This window comes from Acidisoma sp. S159, from assembly GCF_009766125.1.
GTDB lineage: Bacteria > Pseudomonadota > Alphaproteobacteria > Acetobacterales > Acetobacteraceae > Acidisoma.
In genome coordinates this window covers 83,807-104,449 of the sequence record NZ_LMUG01000007.1, presented here as the reverse complement: position 1 = coordinate 104,449, position 20,643 = coordinate 83,807, and the positions used below count along the sequence as shown (strand labels likewise).

At 61.4% G+C, this 20,643-nt stretch carries 19 protein-coding genes; 15 read left to right on the top strand and 4 right to left on the bottom strand.

Translation table 11 applies throughout. From position 1 onward, the window contains the following. Positions 1–49: 49 nt before the first annotated feature. Both GSQ92_RS02345 and GSQ92_RS02340 read right to left on the bottom strand, forming a co-directional pair. Positions 50–1,006, bottom strand: a complete 957-nt coding sequence (locus GSQ92_RS02345; RefSeq protein ID WP_159012939.1) for a cyclase family protein — start codon at positions 1,004–1,006, stop codon at positions 50–52. Next, positions 1,003–2,145 (bottom strand): LacI family DNA-binding transcriptional regulator, encoded by a 1,143-nt coding sequence (locus GSQ92_RS02340; RefSeq protein ID WP_256367068.1) that lies wholly within the window; start codon positions 2,143–2,145, stop codon positions 1,003–1,005. The genes GSQ92_RS02345 and GSQ92_RS02340 overlap by 4 nt, the downstream gene beginning before the upstream one ends. A 91-nt stretch (positions 2,146–2,236) precedes the next feature. On the opposite strand from GSQ92_RS02340, the gene GSQ92_RS02335 reads away from it, so the two are divergent. The 9 genes from GSQ92_RS02335 (at position 2,237) to GSQ92_RS02295 (ending at position 11,635) form a co-directional block, all read left to right on the top strand. After that, entirely contained in the window at positions 2,237–3,094 is an 858-nt protein-coding gene (locus GSQ92_RS02335; RefSeq protein WP_158804220.1) for a transketolase, read from the top strand. Between the two features lie 8 nt (positions 3,095–3,102). Beyond that, the gene (locus tag GSQ92_RS02330; protein WP_159012938.1) at positions 3,103–4,236 is read left to right on the top strand and encodes a transketolase family protein; all 1,134 of its coding nucleotides are present in this window, start codon (positions 3,103–3,105) and stop codon (positions 4,234–4,236) included. Between the two features lie 45 nt (positions 4,237–4,281). Further along, a complete protein-coding gene (locus GSQ92_RS02325; RefSeq protein WP_158804106.1) occupies positions 4,282–5,376 on the top strand; it encodes a substrate-binding domain-containing protein in 1,095 nt (364 codons plus the stop codon). A 29-nt stretch (positions 5,377–5,405) separates the two neighbouring features. After that, a complete protein-coding gene (locus GSQ92_RS02320) occupies positions 5,406–6,236 on the top strand; it encodes an SDR family NAD(P)-dependent oxidoreductase (RefSeq protein WP_158804107.1) in 831 nt (276 codons plus the stop codon). Positions 6,237–6,285: 49 nt separating this feature from the next. Continuing rightward, entirely contained in the window at positions 6,286–7,251 is a 966-nt protein-coding gene (locus GSQ92_RS02315; RefSeq protein ID WP_158804108.1) for an ABC transporter permease, read from the top strand. After that, the gene (locus tag GSQ92_RS02310) at positions 7,248–8,216 is read left to right on the top strand and encodes an ABC transporter permease (RefSeq protein ID WP_159012937.1); all 969 of its coding nucleotides are present in this window, start codon (positions 7,248–7,250) and stop codon (positions 8,214–8,216) included. The genes GSQ92_RS02315 and GSQ92_RS02310 overlap by 4 nt, the downstream gene beginning before the upstream one ends. A gap of 11 nt (positions 8,217–8,227) precedes the next feature. After that, positions 8,228–9,253, top strand: coding sequence for a zinc-binding dehydrogenase (locus tag GSQ92_RS02305; RefSeq protein WP_158804110.1), 1,026 nt, complete (start codon positions 8,228–8,230; stop codon positions 9,251–9,253). Then, entirely contained in the window at positions 9,250–10,767 is a 1,518-nt protein-coding gene (locus GSQ92_RS02300) for an ATP-binding cassette domain-containing protein (RefSeq protein WP_159012936.1), read from the top strand. Before GSQ92_RS02305 ends, GSQ92_RS02300 begins: the two co-directional genes overlap by 4 nt. A gap of 70 nt (positions 10,768–10,837) precedes the next feature. Further along, on the top strand, positions 10,838–11,635 hold the full coding sequence (locus GSQ92_RS02295; RefSeq protein WP_254065740.1) for an SDR family NAD(P)-dependent oxidoreductase: 798 nt from the start codon (positions 10,838–10,840) through the stop codon (positions 11,633–11,635). A 104-nt stretch (positions 11,636–11,739) separates the two neighbouring features. On the opposite strand, the gene GSQ92_RS02290 is transcribed toward GSQ92_RS02295, so the two are convergent. After that, the gene (locus tag GSQ92_RS02290; protein WP_216856723.1) at positions 11,740–12,576 is read right to left on the bottom strand and encodes an SMP-30/gluconolactonase/LRE family protein; all 837 of its coding nucleotides are present in this window, start codon (positions 12,574–12,576) and stop codon (positions 11,740–11,742) included. Between the two features lie 206 nt (positions 12,577–12,782). Here GSQ92_RS02290 and GSQ92_RS02285 point away from each other — a divergent pair, with 206 nt between their 5' ends. The 6 genes from GSQ92_RS02285 to GSQ92_RS02260 all read left to right on the top strand — a co-directional run bounded on the left by GSQ92_RS02285 (position 12,783) and on the right by GSQ92_RS02260 (position 19,477). Beyond that, a complete protein-coding gene (locus tag GSQ92_RS02285) occupies positions 12,783–13,601 on the top strand; it encodes an SDR family NAD(P)-dependent oxidoreductase (RefSeq protein ID WP_158804113.1) in 819 nt (272 codons plus the stop codon). A gap of 114 nt (positions 13,602–13,715) precedes the next feature. Next, a complete protein-coding gene (locus GSQ92_RS02280; RefSeq protein WP_159012935.1) occupies positions 13,716–14,942 on the top strand; it encodes an ABC transporter substrate-binding protein in 1,227 nt (408 codons plus the stop codon). Positions 14,943–15,000: 58 nt separating this feature from the next. Beyond that, complete coding sequence (locus GSQ92_RS02275) at positions 15,001–15,873, top strand: branched-chain amino acid ABC transporter permease (protein ID WP_158804115.1); 873 nt, start codon at positions 15,001–15,003, stop codon at positions 15,871–15,873. Between the two features lie 8 nt (positions 15,874–15,881). After that, positions 15,882–17,675 carry an ABC transporter permease subunit gene (locus GSQ92_RS02270; protein ID WP_159012934.1) on the top strand — a complete coding sequence of 598 codons (1,794 nt, stop codon included), beginning with the start codon at positions 15,882–15,884 and terminating at the stop codon, positions 17,673–17,675. Positions 17,676–17,765: 90 nt separating this feature from the next. Next, positions 17,766–18,404 (top strand): ABC transporter ATP-binding protein, encoded by a 639-nt coding sequence (locus GSQ92_RS02265; protein WP_254065762.1) that lies wholly within the window; start codon positions 17,766–17,768, stop codon positions 18,402–18,404. Positions 18,405–18,463: 59 nt separating this feature from the next. After that, entirely contained in the window at positions 18,464–19,477 is a 1,014-nt protein-coding gene (locus GSQ92_RS02260) for a zinc-binding alcohol dehydrogenase family protein (RefSeq protein WP_159012933.1), read from the top strand. A 122-nt stretch (positions 19,478–19,599) separates the two neighbouring features. Here the strand turns inward: GSQ92_RS02260 and GSQ92_RS02255 are convergent, their stop codons facing one another. Then, positions 19,600–20,544, bottom strand: a complete 945-nt coding sequence (locus GSQ92_RS02255) for a M24 family metallopeptidase (RefSeq protein ID WP_216856722.1) — start codon at positions 20,542–20,544, stop codon at positions 19,600–19,602. Between the last annotated feature and the right edge of the window lie 99 nt (positions 20,545–20,643).

Below are 20,643 nucleotides of genomic sequence, written 5' to 3'. Positions count from 1 at the left end.
ACGCCGCAATCACGCGGTAACGAGTCCGTGATCCGCGACAACTCTCGCGCTACTTGATCGCGAGCACATTCGCCGGCGAGCCGACGCCGCCGAATTTGTTGAGCGGCGCGGACACAAGCATAAACGAATAGCAACGGTCCTTCGCGCATTCGTCAGCGAGCTGCTCCAGATACCACATTTCGCCCAGAGCCATTCCGAGCAGGGGGATGAGACGGAAATGCAAATAACTATCGACCTTCAGCTCGTGCGGCCAAGCCTCCACGGCCGGGCAATCCGAAGCGACAGCGGCCACGTGGCTGTCCCACAGGTATTCGGCCATGTCCTCACCACCCGAGATGCCTGGGGTCTTAAGCAGGTTGATTGAGTCATCGGCGAGCGTCGCGCGCGTTTGGGCATCGGCGCTCTCGTACCAGTTCATCCAGCCGCTGCGAATCACCAGGATGTCGCCCGTCTCGTAGGTGATGCCGGCCGCCTGCCGTGTCGCTTCGAGATCGGCGACGGTGAAATCGCGGCGTTGGCTGCCGTCAATGGGCTGTCCCTGAGAGGCGAGGTAGCGGGCGACATCGAGCAGAACGCCGCGGCCGACGATGCCTTTGCGCGCGTAGTTGTGCATGCCGTTTCGCGCCCCATTGGCGGCGGCCATGTCTTCGCGCTTGCGGCCATTGTAGAAGCCGTATTCCGGATGTTCGACATGGCCCAAAGCATCCCATTGGGTCGAGCTTTGCGGATAGAAGCTGTCGTAGCTGTCGTCAAAACCGACTTCATTTGGAAACGGGTGATGCTGGATGGCGCCTCGCCCATAGAAGGGGGGATTAGGTTCTTCGAGCTTCCAGTTGAGCGAAAACACTTTGTGGGAACGCACCGATTGCATTCCGCGCTGTACCTGCTCTGTCCCCAGGAGGTTCAGGGTTCCGAGTTCATCATCCTTGCCCCAAAGTCCCCAGGCGGAACGTGGCGGCATCGACTGATCTAGTGGCAAATCGCGATAGCGAGGAGGATCTTTCATGGGATTCTCTTTTTTCCGGAAGGAACGGGCGGGACAGCGCTTTGGCGAAGCGAGGTCGAGGCGCGGCGAATAAGCTCACACGGCAGAATGACGGTGCGCGGGGGGCGCCCGGCGTCCTCCAACCGCGCGAGAAGCAACTCGACAGCCGTGATGGCGATCTCGCGCAGAGGCTGCCGGATTGTGGTCAGGGCGATGCGGTCCCAACCGGCCATTCGGACATCGTCAAAGCCCATGATCGAGAGATCTTCGGGCACGCGGATGCCGTTCGCCATGGCGGCATTGAGCGCGGCTATGGCGATCTGGTCGTTGTGACAGAAGATGGCTGTTGGCGGTGAGCGCCGTTGCATGAGGCGTTTGGCAGCCTGATACGCACGATCATAGTCAAACCCGGCGACCTCTACCTCTTCCGCCGCGAGAGAGAGACCAGACGCGGAAAGCGCGCTGACGAACCCTGCGCTCCGCTCCCGGATCGCTTCGGCGCCCGCGGGGCCTGTGATCATGCTGATGTGGCGATGGCCTAGTTCGATGAGATGCTCGGCGGCGAGGGTTCCGCCGTGCCGGTTTTGCGTGCCGACCATGTCGATGCCCCGCATTTCCGTGCGGTTGATGACGACTGTCGGCAGATGACGTGCCAGGATGCGCTTCTCCTGATCGGGCGGAATGAGCGAGGTGGCGACAATGACGCCATCGACATGGACCTCGGAAAGAAGCTGTCCGGGACTCTCTTTGTCGCTCACGCGGCCGTCGATAATGAGCGGTCGCTGGCCGCGTTCCGTGAGAGCCTTGTGGATTGTGGTGAAAATCTCGCCGTAATAGCCATTCAACATGTCGCCGAGCACCACGGCGATTAGGTTGGTGCGATTCGTGACGAGGCTGCGTGCGCTGTTATTCGGACGATAGCCGAGCCGTTTGATCGCGCGGCTGATGGCCTCGAACGCTTCTTCCGAGACGTTCTTGCCGTTCAAGTATCGCGAGACGGAGGATTGCGACACGCCGGCGGCTTTGGCGACGTCGATACTGGTCGGGAGCCGCGAAGCATTCGCGGCCCGTGAACCTGAAGCTGAGGCGATCGGACTGGCTCCCGATATCTTGGCTGGAGGGCAATGCGTAGTCACAATTGATACGAGATTTGCCGCCATCCGTAAAGTTGTTCGTCTTCTGTGTTGACACCCTTGGTGGTTACGTATTCATATCCCGGCAAGAAGAACGATGCGGGAGGGCGTGACGCAAATGGCCGTCGAGCGGTCCAATCAGACCCCAGCTGAGCTGGCCGCACATTGCGTTGCCGTGCGCGAAGCCATCATGCAGTCGGCGGCGATCTGTGGCAGTGGCCATTATGGGCCGAGTTTCTCCTGCGTCGAGATCCTGGTTTCCCTCTACTATCAATTCATGCGGCTGAATCCCAACGAGCCGTCCTGGGCCGACCGCGATCGCTTCATTCTGAGCAAAGGGCACGCCTGCTCCACGCTTTATCCGATCCTCGCGGATCTTGGCTTTTTCCCAAAGGAGGAGTTGCGTACCTTCACGCGCCTGGGCAGCCGGCTAGGGGATCATCCGGATATGCGCAAGGTCCCGGGCGTCGATTTCTCGGCGGGGGCGTTGGGCCACGGTCTTTCGATCGCGCTCGGCATGGCGCTGGCGGCGCGATTGGACGAAAGCAATCGTCGCTGCGTCGCGCTGCTGGGCGACGGCGAGCTGAATGAGGGCCAAATCTGGGAAGCGGCCGCCTATGCGGGGGCCAATAAGATTTCCAATCTTCTCGCTATTGTCGATGCGAACAAAGTTTGTGTCGATGGCGCGACGGAGGCGGTCCTCGATATGGAGCCCATCGACGCAAAGTGGCGCGCTTTCGGCTGGCACGCGGAACGCGTCGATGGTCATTCGCTGAGCCAATTGCTCGACCACTACGCAGAGTTTGAGCGGCGGCGGGCGGAAGGCGGTCCACCCACGGTCCTCATCGGTGACACGATCTCCGGCAAAGGCGTCGATTTCATCGAGGGCAAGGCCGAGTGGCACATCGGCTTCCTTGGCGGCGTGGATGTCGAGCGTGCCCTCGAAAGTATCCGACGCACCCAGTCGGCGCATTGAGGCAGATCATGAAACTCGTGCGGCAACCAACCGTTCTACAGGATGAAGCATCTTTCGATCACGAGGGCCGTGCCGGTGTTCCTGCGCGCACGCTCGGCACGATCCTGAGTAACCGCGCGGACACTGACTCGCGGCTTGTTGTGGCAACGGCCGATCTTGCCTGGTCGACCTTCGTGGCTGAATTTCTCGAGCGTCATCCCCGGCGATTCTTTCAGGCCGGGATCTCAGAGCGCAATATGCTGGGGTTCGCCGCCGGTCTCGCGGCTTCCGGCTACATCCCCTATGTCACGACCTTCTCGGCGTTTGCCAGCCTGCAAAGCCTCGACGTGATCCGCAACGACCACGCCTATACCAACCTGCCGGTCAGGACGATCGGCACTCATTGCGGCATCTCGATGGGCTATTTCGCGTCGTCGCACCACGCGATCGAGGATATCGGCGCCTTGCGCTCGATTCCCAATCTTACAGTTGTCGCAGCGGCGGATTTAAATGCGATGGAGGGCCTGCTCCGCGACGTGCATGATCTCCCGGGGCCGGTTTACATCCGCTTCGGCCGTGGCGCCGATGGGCCGCCCGTCTATCAAACTCCGAATGAGGTGCGCTTCGGTGAAGTGACCCAGGTGCATGAAGGCCGCGATATTCTGCTGCTGACGACTGGCATCGGGGTGCATGCGGCGCGGGATGCGGCTCGGGCGCTAGGAGAGGAGGGCGGGTTGTCGGTCACTGTGGGTGATCTTCACACAATCCGGCCCTTTCCGATCGAGCGCATCGCGGCGCTCGCCGCCCGGCACCACGCAGTCGTGGTGGCGGAGGATCATGTGATTGATGGTGGCATCGGCACATCGGTGCAGCAGGCGCTTCTCGAATGCGGAGTCGATACGCCGGTATTCAAGCATGGCTTGCGCGATTTCGCGATCGTTGGGCCGCCGTCTCACATGTATCGCTACTACGGTCTCGACGCGCTTGGCATGGCAATAGTCGTTCGCAGGGCGGCGGAGCGTTTAGAGCAGCCCGCATCCACGCGTTATCGCGAGGCGCTCTGGGGCTCTGCTGATATGGCGAGGATCCTTGCGGAGCAGGGGCGTGCCGATCTTGAGCGGCAGACCTCGTCATCGGGACGTTTCGCCGACGCCGTGCGCTAGGCCAAAACAATGCTTCAAAAAGACGTAAGAACGGGAGAAAGCAGAATGGTCGTGACATATAAAAAACTTGGCGGTCTGACGGCGAGCCTGGGCTTGCTCCTCGCAAGCTCAGCCTTATCACCGGGCAGGGCGGCGGATGCGGGAAAAACTGGTCCGTTCAAGATCGCCTTCTCCAACGCGACAATCGGCAATAGTTGGCACCAAGGCTACATCCACAGCATCGAAACCGCGGTGGATGAAGCCAAGAAAGCTGGGCTGATCGCGAAATACGCATCGGCCAATGCCAATGGCGATTCCTCGGTCCAGGCTAGCCAGATCCGCGCCTTCGTCGTGCAGGGCTATCAGGCGATCATCGTCGATGCGACATCGGCTTCCGCTTTGAACGGCGCGATTGCGCAAGCCTGCGCGCATGGTGTCGTCGTCGTCGGTGTGGACCAGACAGTCACGGCTCCCTGCGCCTACAATGTCTATGAGACCTTCGAGGCCGCGACCAAGGAACAGGCGGAGACTTTTGCCAAGGCGCTCGGCGGCAAAGGAAACGTGTTGGAAGTGCGTGGCACCGCAGGGACCTTGCCGGATCAACAGATGCATAATGGCATGGAGCAGGGCCTGCAGTCCTCGCCGAACATGAAGGTCGTCGGCACCACCTATGCGGACTGGACCGATACCGTCGCCCAGCAAAAGGTGGCGGCGATGTTGCCTAGCCTGCCGAAGGTCGATGCGGTCGTGGGCCAGGGCGGCGATGGCGCTGGGTCGGCTCGCGCCTTTCAGGCGGCCGGCCGGCCGATGCCGATGATCGGCTTCGGAAACCGGGGCAATGAATTGCGGATTTGGTCCGACGAGCTGAAGAAGAATCCGAACTACGTGGCGGTGTCCACGATGTCCATGCCCGGTATCGGCTCGGCTGGCGTCTGGACGGCGATCGCCATTCTGCAGGGACAGAAACTTCCGAAGCAGATCCGCTTTCCGCTCCTTGCGGTCACGAAAGACACGCTTGACGTCTGGGTTCAGCACACGCCGCCTGACGGGGTAGCAAGCACCGATCTGACGCAGGCGCAGGGCGACGCGTTGTTGAAGAGCAACCTGGCGGGAACGGTGCCGGAAAGCGTCAAAGCCACCCCCGGCGGCTTTAAATTCTGAGCCGTCTCTAAGTCGCGAGAGGAATAGTCATGCCCGCACAGACCGTCGGTGACCTTGTCGATCTCTCCGGAAACCGCGCCCTGGTTACCGGCGGAGGCTCGGGCATCGGCCGCGGCACGGCGGAATTGCTGGGCGCCGCCGGAGCGCATGTCCTGGTGCTCGACCGGGACATGGCGGCGGCGCAGGGGACCGTCGATCGCATCAAGGGCGAGGGGGGCAGCGCCGAACCGCTGGCGATCGACGTCACGGTGCCGGGTCAGGTCGAAAGCGGGCTGGGTGATCAGCCGCTCGAGATTTTGGTCAACGCCGCGGGCATCATCGTGCGCAAGACGCTGATGGAAACGACACATGAGGAGTGGCAGCGGGTTATCGACGTCAACCTGACCGGGTATTTCAACGTGCTCAAGGCGGCGGTACCCGCCCTGAAGCGGGCGCGGACGGGATCGGGCCGCATCGTGCAGATCGCCTCGGTCACAGCGCAGGTTGGTTACGGCTACCCGTCCTATACGGCGGCGAAAGGCGGTGTTTTCTCCATGACGCGGCAGCTCGCTTCCGAGCTGGCGCCGATGGGCATCAGGATCAACTCGATCTCACCGGGCGTCATCGAGACGGGCATCAATCAGGACACGCTGGGGCAGGTGGCGATCCGCGCCGCGACGATCGGCCACACGCCGCTCGGCCGGATCGGACTGCCGCTGGATATTGCCAAGGCGGTGCTTTTTCTGGCCTCCGACCTTGGTGAATTCGTGACCGGCACGAACATCGTGGTCGATGGCGGTTTCATCAGTGCGATCAACTGGGGCGGCGCCTCCGGCGCGCTTCAGCGCGCGCATGAGAGCGAACTCAGGGCCGCTTCCTGACGGCAGCGGTGCATCACCGGGCGCGGCGATCGGCCACGAGGTACGAGGCATGTCCGCTGTGACGCGCATGAGTCTGGCCAGGACGCCGAGTGCGATTTCCGTGTTGCTGCTGGTCGGCACCTTCGTCGCCATCGGCATCATCCAGCCCGACGCGCTGACATATGACGGGCTCTCGCTCATCCTGGTGGGTGCGATGCCAGTCGTACTCGCCACCATGGCGCAGCTCTTCATCATGGCGGCCGGCGATATCGACCTCGGCATTGGCCAGTTCGTTGGCCTCGTCAATGTCACCGCGGCGGCCAGCCTCGGGACGCAACCCGGCATTGCCATCCTCGGTCTCGCTCTGGCCGCGGTCGCCTATGTTCTCATGGGTGCGCTCATTACCTATCGCGGGATTCCCTCGATCGTCGTGACTTTTGGCATGGGGTCGATCTGGCTCGGCGTTTCGCTGCTCATCATGCCAACGCCAGGCGGTGAGGCGCCGGGCTGGCTCAGCGCGGCCGCGAATGCGGAGCCTCCGCTGGTGCCCCTTCCGATCATCGTCTTCGCCGTTCTGACCGTCGTCGTCTATCTCCTGCTGAACCGGACGCGGCTTGGCATCCGTTTGCGCGCCGTGGGTGCGAGCCCGGAGGCGGCCACGCGCGTCGGCCTTTCAGTCATCCGACTGAAGATGACGCTCTATGGTTTGGCCGCGCTCATGGGTCTTCTCGCTGGCCTCGTTCTCACTGGCTCGACGGGCTCAGGCGACGCGAATGGCGCCGCCACGCTCGTTCTCTCGACCGTGGCGGCGGTCATCGTGGGTGGCGGAGAGTTTCGGGGCGGGCGGGTCGATGCGGTCGGCGCGGTCTGTGCGGCGGTGGCGATCGGCCTCATCACCTCCATCATGGCCTTCCTTAACGTCTCCGCCGCCTATACGAGCGCGGTCGAAGGGTTGATCCTGGTCGTCGCGTTGGGTGTGCGGGTCGTCGCCTTCAGGCGCCTCCGCCCGCCATCCAGAGCGCTTGCCGCCCCATGACGAGTAAGGCGCTCACCGGATCCGGCTCCGCGCGTGCTAGCCGCTCGCGGCGCTGGCATGCTGACTGGCTGCCGGCGGCGCTGGGCGCCCTCCTCGTCTGGGTCGCGACAGGGGCGGTGGCGGGGCAGGGCTTTCTCGGCACCCTGCAGCAGTCGATCATCGTCGCGTCCTTCCTGGCGCTGGTCGGGTTCGGCGAGGTCTTCGTCATCAGCACGGGCAGCGGCAATATCGATCTATCCGTGCCCTATGTCGTGACGCTTTCCGCCTACCTCAGTGCCAGCATCATGCGCGGTTCAGACGCCATGCTGTTGCCAGCTTTGGCGGCCATTCTGGTGCTCGGCCCCATTGTCGGCCTCGTGAACTTCAGTATCATTCGTCTGCTCTCGATCCCGCCGCTTGTCGCGACGCTCGCCGTTGGATTCGTTTTGCGGACGGTCGTCGAATTGCTGGCGGCGACGGGTGCGAAGGCACCTAGCCCAGCGCTGATCCATTTCGCCGCGGGGCACTTCATCGGCGTGTCACCGCTGTCGCTTCTGGTCGTCGGGGTCGGCATCGTCGCGAGCATCCTGCTCACCCGAGCCCGCTACGGGCGAGAGGTCCTGGCGACCGGCCAATCGCCGGAAGCGGCGCGGCTGGCGGGAATCGCAACGTCTCGGGTTGTTCTCCGCGCTTATATGCTGAGTGGTGGGACCGCCGCGATTTGCGGACTGCTGTTGGGTGCCTATTCCAATGGTCCTTCGCTCGACATGGCGGAGCAGTATCAGCTCGGGGCCATCGCTGTTGTCGTGCTCGGCGGCTCCGCGATCGCCGGTGGCCGCTCGAATGTCGCGGGCGGCTGGTGGGCGGCTTTGCTGCTCACCCTGCTCGCGACGCTCGTCAGCCTGACCGCCGCTGGCCCGGGCGTTCAGCATATCGCCGAGGGTGCGGTCATTGTCGGTGTGCTTGCCGCCATGCCCAAGCGGTGAAGGAGCTCATCATGCAGTCCCAAGCGACAGCCTCGGTTCGCCAGGCGACGGTGCTGGACCCGCGCCGTGTCGAAGTAGTTCGCGGCGAGCTTTCGTCGCTGCCGGAAGGCTACGCCCGGATCGCGGTTGAGGTCTGCGGAGTATGTGGCTCGGATCTCACGATGTACCGCGGGAACCATCCTGTCATCAGGCCGCCCATCGTGCTTGGCCATGAGGTCATCGGCACAATCAGTGAGATTGCTGGACCGGCGGCGGGAGGTTTTGTGCCCGGAGCGAGAGTTGCCTTCCTGCCGCAGGTCGGTTGCGGCAATTGCGCACCCTGCCGGCGCGGCGATGAACGGCTGTGCGCCCAAATGAAATTGATCGGCGGGCAGATCCCAGGCGGCCTTGCCGAAGCTGTCGTCGTGCCGGTCGGCAACCTGATCGGTGTTCCAGACTCAGTGCCGCGCCTGCTTCAGGTTCTAGTCGAGCCGCTCGCCGTCGCGGTGCATGCAGCTGGCCGCGTCGCTCTCACTTCGGAGGATGATTGCGTCGTGCTGGGCTGCGGCCCAATCGGAGCCCTGGTGGGTTTCGTCCTGCGAGCCCGTGGTGTCGCGAAAATCACGATGGTCGATCCGGACGAGGGGCGCCGTGCGACGATGGCGTATTTCGGCTTCCACGTTGCCGAGGGGGTTCCGGTTCAGCCAGACATGTACGATGTCGCCTTTGAGTGTGTGGGAGGCGCCAAGCCGGCGGAGACCGCGCTCGCCGCGGTCCGCGCCGACGGTCATGTTGTTCTGGTTGGCGTCGCCGCCCCCGCGCTGAATTTTAGTGGTGTCCAACTCCAACGGCAGGAGCGCACCATTACCGGATCGCATATGTATCGGAGACAGGAATTCGAGTCGGCGTTCAGTCTTCTCGCTCGCGGCGTCGTCCCACATGACGCGGCCTCCCTGCAGCGCCTCATCGAAATCCGTGAGCTGGACGACATTGCTGAAATCATGCGGCAACTCGACAGCCGCGCCGTTGCCGCGCTCAAGATCGTGGTATATCCATGAGCGATCGTGGCCCCGTCCTTGTCGCGCTAGACGGCATCTCAAAGAGTTTCGGTTCGACCCGGGCTGTTCAGAGTGCCACCATTGAAGTGCATGCGGGCGAACTGGTGGGACTCATCGGCCATAACGGTGCCGGAAAAAGCACCACCATGCGCGTCATCAACGGGGAACATCAGCCCGACGCCGGCCGCATGATTGTTCGAGGCGAGGAGGTGACGAGCAGCCTTACTCCGGGCCAAGCCCTCGAACTCGGTATCCGGAGCGTGCCTCAGGAGCTTGAGTTGCCTGGGAATCTGCAGCTTCGAGAGGCGGCAATCTTCGCGGGAGCGCGCGCGGTAGGGGCCGGGCGCGGCTGGCGCCGCCGCGCGGATCGCATGATCATGGCGATTCTCGGTGATATTTTTCCTGGCCACGGCATGTCCGCCGAACAAAGGATCGAGTATCTGTCGATCTCTCAGCGGCAGATGCTCGCTGTCGCACTTTCCGGGCTCTGGGCGGAAGGCGAGCTTGCAACCTGCCTGGTTTTGGATGAGCCGACCAGTTCGCTTGACGCGTTCAGCGCGGAAAGTCTGTATCGCTGGCTGCGGCGGGAGGCACAAAGTCGTGGCCTGGCTGTGCTGGTTTCGACTCACAAACTGCATGAGGTCATTCGCGAGCTCGACCGCGCCTACGTCATGGCGGATGGGGTCGTGGTCGCGGAGCGCTCCATGGCCGGCGCGACGCGCGGCGATCTGGTATCCGCCATGCACAGCCGAGGGCTTTCGAAACCAGCGCCGGTGAAGCTTCAGGCGGAGGCCGCAGCCTCTCAAGCGGAAGACCGCGGCCACGCTGGAGGCATCTCGATCTCAAGCTATTCCAATGACGTTATCAAGCTCGATGACCTGCGCGTTGCGAATGGCGAGGTCGTCGGTCTCGGTGGCTTGGAGGGTCAAGGGCAGAAGGCCGTGCTTCGCGCGATTTTCGCCGCAAGTCGATTGGCACGCCATCATTCTGGCATCCGCGTTTCGGGCCGCCTTACCTTCGTGAGCGGTGACCGTGCAACTGAGGGCGTATTTCGGCAGTGGAGCGTCGAACGCAACCTCTCGGTCTCCGCGCTCGGAGTGCTGTCTCGCTTCGGTTGGATCGCTCGAGATGCCGAACGATCACTCGCAGAAACATGGCGCGATGCTCTGCGGGTGCGCGGGGAGCTCGCGGATGGAATCACCAGCTTGAGCGGCGGCACGCAGCAGAAAGTTCTCGTGGGCCGCGCGCTCGCCGATGCGCCTGATGTCCTTCTGCTCGACGACCCCACGCGCGGCGTCGATGAGGAGACCAAGTTGGAGATCCACGCAATCGTCAGTGCTCAGGCGAAAAAGGGCACCGCCGTTCTCTGGTATTCGACAGAAGCCGCCGAGTTGAAAAGGTGCCAGAGAGTTTGCGTCATGCTGGGTGGCCGGGTCACGGATATGCTCTTGACCAAAGACCTCGACGACGAAGCATTTGAAAGCCGGTTGGTTGGGGCTTCGTTCGCTGCCTGAAGATGCCGCATTGGGCGCTTGCGACCGTGGCCTGGGAAGCGCCCTTACAAGCAAGGAAAATAGGGAACCGATGATGGGCGAATTGGAGGGGAGGGTCGCGCTGATCACCGGTGCGGGTAGTGGCCTGGGCCTTGCGACTGCTCGCGTTTTCGCAGGTGCGGGCGCTCTGATCATCATCAATGACCTGCGTGCCGAAGCAGCTGAAACGGCGGCCCGGTTGTTGGGACCGAAACATTATGCCATTGCCGGCGATGTTGCCGACGAGGCCTCGGTCACCGCCATGGTCGCCGATGTGGCGGCGCGCTTTGGCCGCATCGACATCCTGGTCAACAACGCGGGCATTCCGGATAGCTTCGTGCCGACGGTGGATCAGACCCTCGCACACTGGCAGCGGCTGATCGATATCCACCTGACAGGCACCTACCTCGTCTCCAAAACGGTCGCGCCACATATGATCGAGCAGAGGTCGGGCGTGATCCTCAATCTCAACTCGATCGCGGGTATTCTCGGCCTACCGGTGCGGACGGCCTATAGCGCGGCCAAGGCCGGCATCGGCATGCTGACACAGGTGCTCGCCTGCGAGTGGGCACCTCACGGCATTCGAGTCAATGCTGTCGCGCCTGGCTATATGTTGACGCCGTTGCTCGCCAAGTTAATCGAGGATGGAAAAGTCGATGGAGATCGCATTCGCCGCCGGACCCCAATGGGGAAGCTAGGGAAAGCCGAACATGTCGCCGAGGCAATGTTGTTTCTGGCGTCTGACCGCGCCGAATTCATCACGGGCGTGACGCTGCCTGTCGATGGCGGTTATTGCGCCTGGGGCGCGCCGAGCGACGCCTACCCGCTCGAAAATTTTCCTTCGGTATGAGCTGGAGTCGTTATGTCCGGGGCATTTTGTGGGAGTGCAGGGACGTATCCGGGCGAGTCCCGCCGCCCGGATATCAGGAGAGGCCTAGTCCGACGGCCGTCTCCTCAGATGGCCAGACGCGGCTTGAAAAGAGGAAGACCTTCACAGGGTGTCTCTAGGACTTCGATTCTCGACGCCGAAACCTCCGTGACAAAGGCTCGTCGACCCTCCGACGCGAAAGCTATGTTCGTGGGCTTCGGACCATTCGTCGGAAGACGGCCGACGACCTCGCCAGCGGGGTTCAGTATCGTCACATCGCCTTGGCCGTAAACCGTGCAATACAGGTTGCCATCAGTGCCGAATGCCATACCATCCGGCCCTCTCCAAACGGGAGAGTCGCCCAGCTTGTTGACGTTTCCGAAAACTTCCCGCTGTGGCGTCTTGCTTCCGAAAATATCGTAGCGGAACACAGAACCCCCCAAGGTCTCATTGACGTAGAGAAAATTGTCTGGACCAAAGGCGATGCCATTTGTGAATTTAATGTTTTCATCGAATTGGCGAACGACCTGACCTTTTATTGGATCAATCTCGTAGGAGCAGCCCCGATAAGGAAGCGTTGCATAGTCTGGGTTGATATCCAGGCCTGTGATGAAAACAGTGTCGAGAATTCCTGAATCAGTCAAATACAAGTGCCCGTCGGGACCAAACCTCAGATCATTCGGCCAGAGGAAGCGGTCTGTCGGATGGGTTATGCGCTTCGCCAGGCGTCCGTCCGGATCGAAGCAGAGCACCACACCTTCCCTGGCCTCCGCCACCCAGATCCGACCATCGCCATCGACGGTCATGCCATTCGGCCGCCCGCCGACTTTGATCCGCGTCTCAACCTTCCCATCCAAATCGACACTGGTGACGCAAGCGCGTGATCCAGCCATCTCGACGGCCCAGACAGTGCCATCCTGCATGGCGACCGGGCCTTCGCCCTCGACAATTCCCTCACCGAAGATTGCGTTCGGCATGGTTTCTCCCTTTCATCTGTCATCAACGGATATAACACGGCTCGTCTTGGAAGGTAGAACCTATGATCGCTTGACCGGGGAACAATGATCTGAATACGTTGTCGGAAATTGGCGACAACTAAACCTCAACGCTGGGAGACGTCAGAGACTTCATGCAAAAGTCGGCTTATTCGCCGCCTGTGGTCGTGGTGATTGGTGGCGCATCCGGAATCGGGGCGGCAACCGCGGAGTGGCTTGCGCGGCGCGGGCATGTCGTCGTGGTCGCGGACCGTTCAGAGGAAGCCGCGCGATCGTTTGCGACGGTGCTTGCCGCCGAGGGTCTGAGCGTCGAGGCGGCGGGCGTCGATGTCAGCGAGGAGGCAGCCTGTGACGCGCTTTTTGCCGATCTCGCGTTTCGGTCGAAGCCCGCCCAGTGGCTTGTGAATTGTGCCGGCACCAATGTGAGGGCCTCCGCCTTCGATGTGAAAGTGGAGGATTGGCGGCGCGTCCTCGATGTCAATCTCCTCGGGACGTTACTGGCAGCGCGCGCATTCGCGCGGATTCTGGTGGAAAGAGGGCTGCCCGGCGCGATTGTCAACGTAGCGTCCATGCTTGCCCATTTCGGAACAACGAATCTGATCTCCTATGCCGCGTCCAAAGGCGGTGTTGCCATGCTCACCCGCTGCCTCGCCACCGAATGGGCCGGCGACAACATTCGCGTCAATGCTGTTAGCCCCGGCTATATCGAGACCCCGCTCACGACAGGAATTCTAAGTATGCCGAAATACCGGAAAGCGCTGCTCGATCGAACACCAATGGCGCGGTTCGGGAAGCCAGCCGATGTTGCCTCTGTGATAGCGTTTCTGCTTTCGGACGATGCGGGCTTCGTGACGGGGCAGATACTGCCCGTGGACGGCGGAATTATCGGCGGCGATCCCAATATGGGTCCGCCGACGAACGACCAGATCGCGGAAATTCTCAGACAGGCGTGATGCGCAGGGTGACGGCGCATAAAAAAGCAAAAAAGGGAGGAACATCGAGTGACGACAAAAGGAAAGTGGCAGGACGGACTGTCACGTCGGGCAGTAATGCTTGGGACAGGTGCGATGGCCATAAGCGCGTCTCTGGGCGTTTCGGGGGTAGCGCGGGCGCAGGATGTTTCGGGGCCTCTGGAGCCCTGGTTTGGCAAGGGCGGCAAGAGTGCCGGGGCGGGATTGACGTGGAATCATGGTCTTAATCTTGCTTTGACGGGAACGGGCGCCAGCTTCGGTCAAGCCATGACTCGAGGCGCCACGACGGCCACGGATCTCATTCGGGCGTCGGGTGGGCCGACTATCGTGCTGAAGCTGAACGACCATCAGGGCGGCCTCGTTCCACCTGCCGTGACGGGCGTTCGTCGCCTTATTTCTCAGGAGCGGATTCAGTCGCTTGGTTCCTCCTATGGACCCGCGACCGAAGCGCTGTTTCCGCTGATCGCGAATGTCGGCCTCACCACATTCTGGAGCGGCGGCGCGGGACCAACAGGTCTTGGAAAGACCGATGTTTGGATTACGATGGCGCTTTTCGCGCTCGATCCGGCAACGGGCGGCCTCGCCTATCTGGCCAAGCGGTTTCCCTCCGCCAAGCGACTGGCACTCATCGGCCAACAAGAGAATGGGACAGCCGCGATCAATGAGATCGCGCCGCGCGTCTGGCCTCAGGTCAGTGGCGGTCAAATCGCCTCCACGGAATTCGTCAATATCGGCACGACCGATTTCAGCTCGCTGATTGCTCGGCTGAAAAGTGCCAAGGCGGATGCCATCTTCACGACCATCTATGGCAATGATCAGGGCTATTTCATCAAGCAGGTGCGCGAGGCTGGTGTCGACATTCCCATCATGTCGATCGACCTCGGAACACCAACCGTACCGGACATCGCCGGCAGCGCCATCGCCAATAATTGCTTTCTCGCCGTAGACGGCTATCAGCCGCAAAATCCGAATCCCTATAACGCTTTGTTCGTCGAGACCTTCAAGGCGAAATACAAGACTCCGCCGGACTATTTCGCCGCCAACTTCTTCGAAGCCACGAATATCCTGGCCGCCCTCATCGGTCGCACTATCAAAGCCGGGAAGACACCGGGCAGGGGCAGTGTTTTGAGCGACGCGTTCCAAGCGGGTCCCAGCTTCCCATCGGTCTATGGCGGATCCGCAGCGGCAGCGGGCGTCATGACCTTCAATCTGAAGGACCACTCGGTGACAAAGCCTTTGGGCGTGTTTCAGATCGGCCTGGGCGGAGTTCTGACCAAGGTCGCGACGATCGAGAAGAATTCCACAACGCTCGGTCCGGCCTAAGGAGCATGGCGCCCTTTTGCGCTCGCGAAGGGCGCCAGATGCCGAGCCGTCATAGCAGATGAACCAGCTTCTCCAGCTCATCGCCTTCGGGATTGTGCAAGGGGCGACCTATGCGCTGCTCGCTGCGAGTTTCTGGCTCATCTACGCAACGACCCGGACGTTTCACCTGGCGCATTCCGTAACCTACGCGGTCGCCGGCTATGCGGCTTTCGTCATCTCGGTGCAGCTTGGCTTGTCTCTTTGGCTCGGGGCCTTCGCGTCCGTGATAAGCGCCGCAGCGGTCGGCTGCGCGATCGACGCAATCCTGTATCGGCCCATGCGCGCGCGCGGTGCATCGGTGCTCTCGATATTTCTGGCCTCACTCGGCGTCGCGGCCGCGGGGGCAGCGGCATTGCAACTGATTTTCGGTCCGCTCGTCAAACAAGTCCCCGGATTTCCCAACGCGACGCTCTATCTCGGCTCCGTGACAGTGACGAGGCTGCAGGTATTGACGGCCTTCTGCGCGGCCGCGACGATATTCCTCGTTTTCCTGTTCATCACGAGAACCCGGACCGGCAACGCCATAACGGCGGTGCGAACCAATCCGACGATGGCAATGGCTGTTGGAATCCCGGTCGAGCGCATCTCGGTCCTCGTCTTCGGCATTGGCAGCGCGATGGCGGGGCTTGCCGCCTTCTTTGAGACGATCAGCTTCGTGGCCTATCCAACGATGGGATTGCAACCTGTCATGTTCGGCGTGATCGGCGTTTTCCTTGGCGGCATCGGATCAATTCGTGGCGCGGCTTTAGGTGGTTTCGTATTGGGATTTCTACTTGTTTTCAGCGGCCTTTTCCTGTCGCAGAATCTTGGCGTGATTTTGGTCTTCGCGGTGCTCCTGGTAGTAGTCGTGTTCAGGCCAGAGGGGTTATTGCGCAGCCCCAGCGGCGCGTGAGATAGAAGATGGGTGGGTCCTATATCGCCGATCTCGCGAACCAGATCACGTTCCTGGTGGCGCTAGCGGTTTCGCTGAACCTGCTTCTCGGCTTCGCCGGCCAGATGTCGATGGCGACGGCGGCGTTCTATGGCCTGGGCGCCTATACCTGCGCGATCATGACCGCGCAGGGAATGACCCTCACCGGCGCCGCGGTCATCGGACCAGGCTGGCCGTTTCTTGGCGGCCTAGCCAGCGCGATCGTTGTGTCCTTCGTCGGCGGACTTGTGGTCGCGGCACCAGCGGCCCGTCGCGTAAGGGGCGACTATCTGATCCTGCTGACACTTGCTTTCCATTTTTTGTTCGTTACGATCGCTTCGAGCTGGGTCGGGCTGACGGGTGGTCCGAACGGAATCGTGGTTCCGCCAATCGGATTTTTTGGCTACGAGATAAACACCACCGATCAAGCTTTTTGGTTCCTGCTTGCCTGGGCCGCGTTTGTCTCGCTGGTGTGTTGGTGGATTGGCCGATCACCATTTGGCCGCCTTCTGCGCGGGATTCGTGAGGACGAGATCGCGATCCAGGCGCTAGGAAAGCGGACGATCGCGCCGAAGTCGCTCGCTTTCGCGATGACGGCCGCCATGGCAGGCGCGACGGGCGCAATCTCGGCCGCCTATATGCAGTTCGTCGCGCCTACAACATACAGCCTCGATCTCGCGATTCTGGTTGCGGCCTGCGTCGCCCTCGGTGGTCCGGGAAACATCTTGGGCAGCGTTGTCGCGGCAATCGTTATCGGTGCGTTGCGCCCGATCCTGGAAAACGTCCCCTCGCTGTCGAGCGACAGCGCGGTCCCGTGGCAGACCGTCATCTACGGATCGATCCTAGTTGCCGGTATGGTTTTCAGGCCACGAGGACTGCTGCCGGAAGGTTTGATTGCGATGCGCCGTTTTCCTCGGGAGGCGATCTCCGCAGTACCTAGGGTCGTACAAGCCACGCTCCTAAAGACGGTGGGCGAGCGGGATCAACCGGCCTTAGCTAAAAGTAGCGTGCCCAGTCCGATGATCGCCTCGCCAATTGTCCGGGTCAGGAATCTCTCGAAGAGTTTCGGTGGTCTGCAGGCGGTAAAGGACGTCAGCTTCGACCTGCATCCGGGAGAAATCGTCGCGTTGATCGGACCGAACGGTGCTGGCAAAAGCACGATCTTCAATCTGATGACGGGCGCGATCCGCCCGGACCAAGGAGAGGTGACGCTGCACGGGCAATCCTTAGCGGGTGCTGATCCCTGCGCAGTGGCCAGATCTGGCATGGCGCGATATTTCCAGCATGTACGCATTTTGCCCGGTCTTTCCGCCCTCAACAACGTTGCGATCGGCGTTCCTCGTCAAGCTGGCGAGAACCTGGCTATGACATTTCTTGCGCCTATGCGGGTAGCTAGGGGCGAAGCCGAGGTGAGGGCCGAGGCGCTGCGTCAGTTGGAGAATGTCGGAATCGCACCGCACGCGAACCGCACCGCCCAAGATCTCGCTTTCGGCCAGCAAAAGCTTGTCGCTTTCGCGCGCCTGCTGGCAACAGGTGCGCAGGTTCTCCTGCTCGATGAACCGACATCGGGGGTTGATCCCCAGGCGGCTGACCAGATCATCGCGCTCGTTCGAACGCTTGCGCAAAGCGGCAAGTCGATCTGTATCGTCGAGCATAGCTTGCACGTCGTCTCGGAACTGGCGGATCGAATTTTGTTTATGAACGCGGGTGCCATCATGGCGGAAGGAACCGTTGAAGCCATCACCACGCGTCCCGATCTCGTCGATTTGTATTTCGGGACCTGAGCTGTGGATCTCGCAAAAGACCACAGCGGAACGCCGCTCACCGTATCGGGCCTTAGCGCTCGCTATGGGAAGCGGGTGGTATTGACAGATGTGAATCTTCATGTCGATGAGGGCGAGATCGTCACCGTGCTTGGTCACAACGGCGCGGGCAAGACCAGTCTTCTACAGTCGATCATGGGGATGATGCGTGACCGCTCAGGCGTGGTTCGAAGCTTCGGTCATGACATTTCCCGCCGGTCCTACTATCGCAACGTCGCGGCCGGGATTTCCATGACGCCAGCCGAGTCACCGGTCTTCCGGCCGCTGAGCGTTGTAACCAACCTGCGTCTTGGCGCTTACTCGACCTCGCCGCCTGATCTCGACGACAGGCTGAACGAGATATTCAAGATCTTTCCTCGCTTGCGCGAACGTCGTGACCAGCTCGCCGGCACGCTCAGCGGCGGGGAACAGCGGATGCTTGCAATCGGCATGGCGATCGTCAACCGACCCCGCCTCATGCTGCTCGACGAGCCTTCGATCGGGCTGGCGCCAGCGACGGCTGCCATGATCATGACCGAAATCGCCCGCCTCTGCTCGACCACCGGCGTGTCCATTCTCCTCGTTGACCAGAACGTCCGCAGCGCGTTACGGCTGTCCTCACGGGTTTACTATCTTAGGATGGGCAAAATCATCCTAGAGGAATCGGCCAAAGCGGCCAGAGCCCGCGATCACTACTGGGATCTTTTCTGACCGAGGAAATCTGTCGAGCCGGGTGGTGTGCCCGCACGAGTAAGGTAAGGATCGGCCTGATGCAATCGCTCGTGACGACGGCACCGCGGCATATGGAGGTGCTCCAGACAGCGGAGCCTCTAGGGCCAGCTAGCGGGGAGGCGCTGATCAAAATCGAGGCCGCGGGGATTTGCGGCTCGGATTATCACCTCTATCTCGGTGATCATCCCTATTCCCGCTTCCCTCAGGTTCAGGGTCACGAATTTTGCGGAACGGTTCTGGGGTTCGGCGCGGATTGCGAGCGGCTAATCCCAGTCGGAAGCCGTGTCGTGGTGGAACCCCTCATCGGGTGTGGACATTGCTATCCTTGCAGCCTCGGGCGATACAACTGCTGCATCGACCTCAATATCATCGGCGTGCACTCACCTGGCGCCTTCCAGGAATTGCTATGCGTACCGGAGAGATTGCTTAATGAGGCCGGCGATCTCGATCGTGAGCTGGCCGCCTTCGCCGAGCCGATGACCATTGCCCTACAAGCGGTCAAACGCGCGGGCGTGAATGATGGGGACAGCGTATTGATTATCGGCGCCGGACCCATCGGCCAAGCGTTGCTGCTGAGTGCGAAGGCCTACGGCGCGAGAGTGGCTGTCGCTGATCTTGTTCAAACTCGCCTTGAGCGTGCCGCGGCAGTCGGGGCCGACAAAGTTGTCGATGCGCGTGGCGACTGGGTATCCGAGATTAGACGCTGGCTCGGAGGAGATGGGCCGACGGTGGTGATCGATGCGACAGGCTCGCCGGCCGCCATACGCAGCGCATTCGATGTCGTCTCGGCGGCTGGGCGGATTGTCATCGTAGGGATCTCGGATCGTGACGTCGCAGTGCCAGTTATCACCTATTCCAAAAAGGAGTTGGCGGTCTTCGGCTCGCGTAATAGCGTTCGTATGTTTCCCGAGGCGCTAAAGCTGGTTCGCGAGAATCAAAGCAAAGTGCGCACCATCATCACTCACCGGATTGAGCTTAAAGACGCGTCGGACGTGATCGAGCTGGCGCTCGCGAAGCCCGAGGTAGTGGAAAAGGCCGTCATTCTCTTCTAGCGTCGTTTAAATTTCGGTGCGGCCGATCGGCATGACTGCGCGGGCTAGTGCCCGTTCTCTCGAATCACAACGGCTGCTGCGATTTGTATAGTTGCGCTCATTGGCAACTCTGACGTCGCCACTCAATCGACTGTCAGGAGTTGCTCGTAGAATCCACCGATTTGGCGAGCGCGGTCCACAAGATGGATCTCCAATATCCAGTGCCGCTTTTGTCCCAGCGGATTGAGGCGGCTCATGGCGTCAAGGTTGCCCCGGGTGATGTACAGCGTGATCCGGTCGTTGGGGATCGTCTCGTGCGGAAAAGAGCCAACGAGATGTCCAGCAATGCGGCCGCCGAACTCCCACCCCGCCTGTTTCGCCAATTCGCACGCGATGTCATAAAAGGCTTCGCCGGTGATGTCGGGATTGGATTGAAAGTGGGACTTTGCCGCAAGAAAAACCGGCTCAAGCGCGTCCCGGAGCCGATGTTTGACAGGATCGCCCCCCAGCACGAAGGTTCGCCCGAAATCCGCTTCCCAGGCCTCGAACACCGGTCCCAGATCGACAAACAGGATATCGTCCGCCTCGACTATGCGGTCCGGCGGATTTTCGACATACGGCATCAGCGTATGCGGCCCGCTCCTGATCACACGCTTGTGCCAATGGGCGGTCACGCCGTAGCGCTCGGCGGCAAGCGCGTGGATCTGGTCGCTGAGTCCCTGCTCGCTGACGCCTGGCCGGATCAGGTCGCGTTCTATCTCGTCAAACAGGCAAATTGCTTTGTTCTGCGCATCGCGCAGATAGGATGCACGTTGATCCTCCTCCGTCGCAGCATTTCCCGCGGACATGACACTCTTTCCTTTCAAGCCTGAGATGGCGCCACGATGTTCTCCCGCGCAACAGCAATAGTAGACCTCGGCTTGGCCAAAGCCCTCGACCCCCTCTTTATTCGCATTCCAGATCGAACACCTTTGACGCCACCCAGAGAAGGTATGTTGGTCGACTTGTGTAAGGCCGGACTCGCAGCTGTACCTCAGATCAGTTTGTAGGATTTCGCACCGGTGCCCGCAAGACAGCGTCGCGGTCAACGAGTCTGCCGCGTGCCGTGTTGATGAGATAAGTGCCGCGCTTCAGCGTTGCCGTGACGGCTTCACGGCCATGTGAGCCGCCACAGCTGCGCAGAGCGC

What these genes read in the sequence shown, in the direction of transcription:
- GSQ92_RS02290 (WP_216856723.1), bottom strand. Translation starts at nt 12,576, where the DNA reads ATGCAGGATGGCACTGTCTGGGCCGTCGAGATGGCTGGATCACGCGCT.
- GSQ92_RS02340 (WP_256367068.1), bottom strand. Translation starts at nt 2,145, where the DNA reads ATGGCGGCAAATCTCGTATCAATTGTGACTACGCATTGCCCTCCAGCC.
- GSQ92_RS02335 (WP_158804220.1), top strand. Translation starts at nt 2,237, where the DNA reads ATGGCCGTCGAGCGGTCCAATCAGACCCCAGCTGAGCTGGCCGCACAT.
- GSQ92_RS02300 (WP_159012936.1), top strand. Translation starts at nt 9,250, where the DNA reads ATGAGCGATCGTGGCCCCGTCCTTGTCGCGCTAGACGGCATCTCAAAG.
- GSQ92_RS02330 (WP_159012938.1), top strand. Translation starts at nt 3,103, where the DNA reads ATGAAACTCGTGCGGCAACCAACCGTTCTACAGGATGAAGCATCTTTC.
- GSQ92_RS02295 (WP_254065740.1), top strand. Translation starts at nt 10,838, where the DNA reads ATGATGGGCGAATTGGAGGGGAGGGTCGCGCTGATCACCGGTGCGGGT.
- GSQ92_RS02315 (WP_158804108.1), top strand. Translation starts at nt 6,286, where the DNA reads ATGTCCGCTGTGACGCGCATGAGTCTGGCCAGGACGCCGAGTGCGATT.
- GSQ92_RS02280 (WP_159012935.1), top strand. Translation starts at nt 13,716, where the DNA reads ATGGCCATAAGCGCGTCTCTGGGCGTTTCGGGGGTAGCGCGGGCGCAG.
- GSQ92_RS02285 (WP_158804113.1), top strand. Translation starts at nt 12,783, where the DNA reads ATGCAAAAGTCGGCTTATTCGCCGCCTGTGGTCGTGGTGATTGGTGGC.
- GSQ92_RS02260 (WP_159012933.1), top strand. Translation starts at nt 18,464, where the DNA reads ATGCAATCGCTCGTGACGACGGCACCGCGGCATATGGAGGTGCTCCAG.
- GSQ92_RS02345 (WP_159012939.1), bottom strand. Translation starts at nt 1,006, where the DNA reads ATGAAAGATCCTCCTCGCTATCGCGATTTGCCACTAGATCAGTCGATG.
- GSQ92_RS02310 (WP_159012937.1), top strand. Translation starts at nt 7,248, where the DNA reads ATGACGAGTAAGGCGCTCACCGGATCCGGCTCCGCGCGTGCTAGCCGC.
- GSQ92_RS02305 (WP_158804110.1), top strand. Translation starts at nt 8,228, where the DNA reads ATGCAGTCCCAAGCGACAGCCTCGGTTCGCCAGGCGACGGTGCTGGAC.
- GSQ92_RS02270 (WP_159012934.1), top strand. Translation starts at nt 15,882, where the DNA reads ATGGGTGGGTCCTATATCGCCGATCTCGCGAACCAGATCACGTTCCTG.
- GSQ92_RS02325 (WP_158804106.1), top strand. Translation starts at nt 4,282, where the DNA reads ATGGTCGTGACATATAAAAAACTTGGCGGTCTGACGGCGAGCCTGGGC.
- GSQ92_RS02320 (WP_158804107.1), top strand. Translation starts at nt 5,406, where the DNA reads ATGCCCGCACAGACCGTCGGTGACCTTGTCGATCTCTCCGGAAACCGC.
- GSQ92_RS02275 (WP_158804115.1), top strand. Translation starts at nt 15,001, where the DNA reads ATGAACCAGCTTCTCCAGCTCATCGCCTTCGGGATTGTGCAAGGGGCG.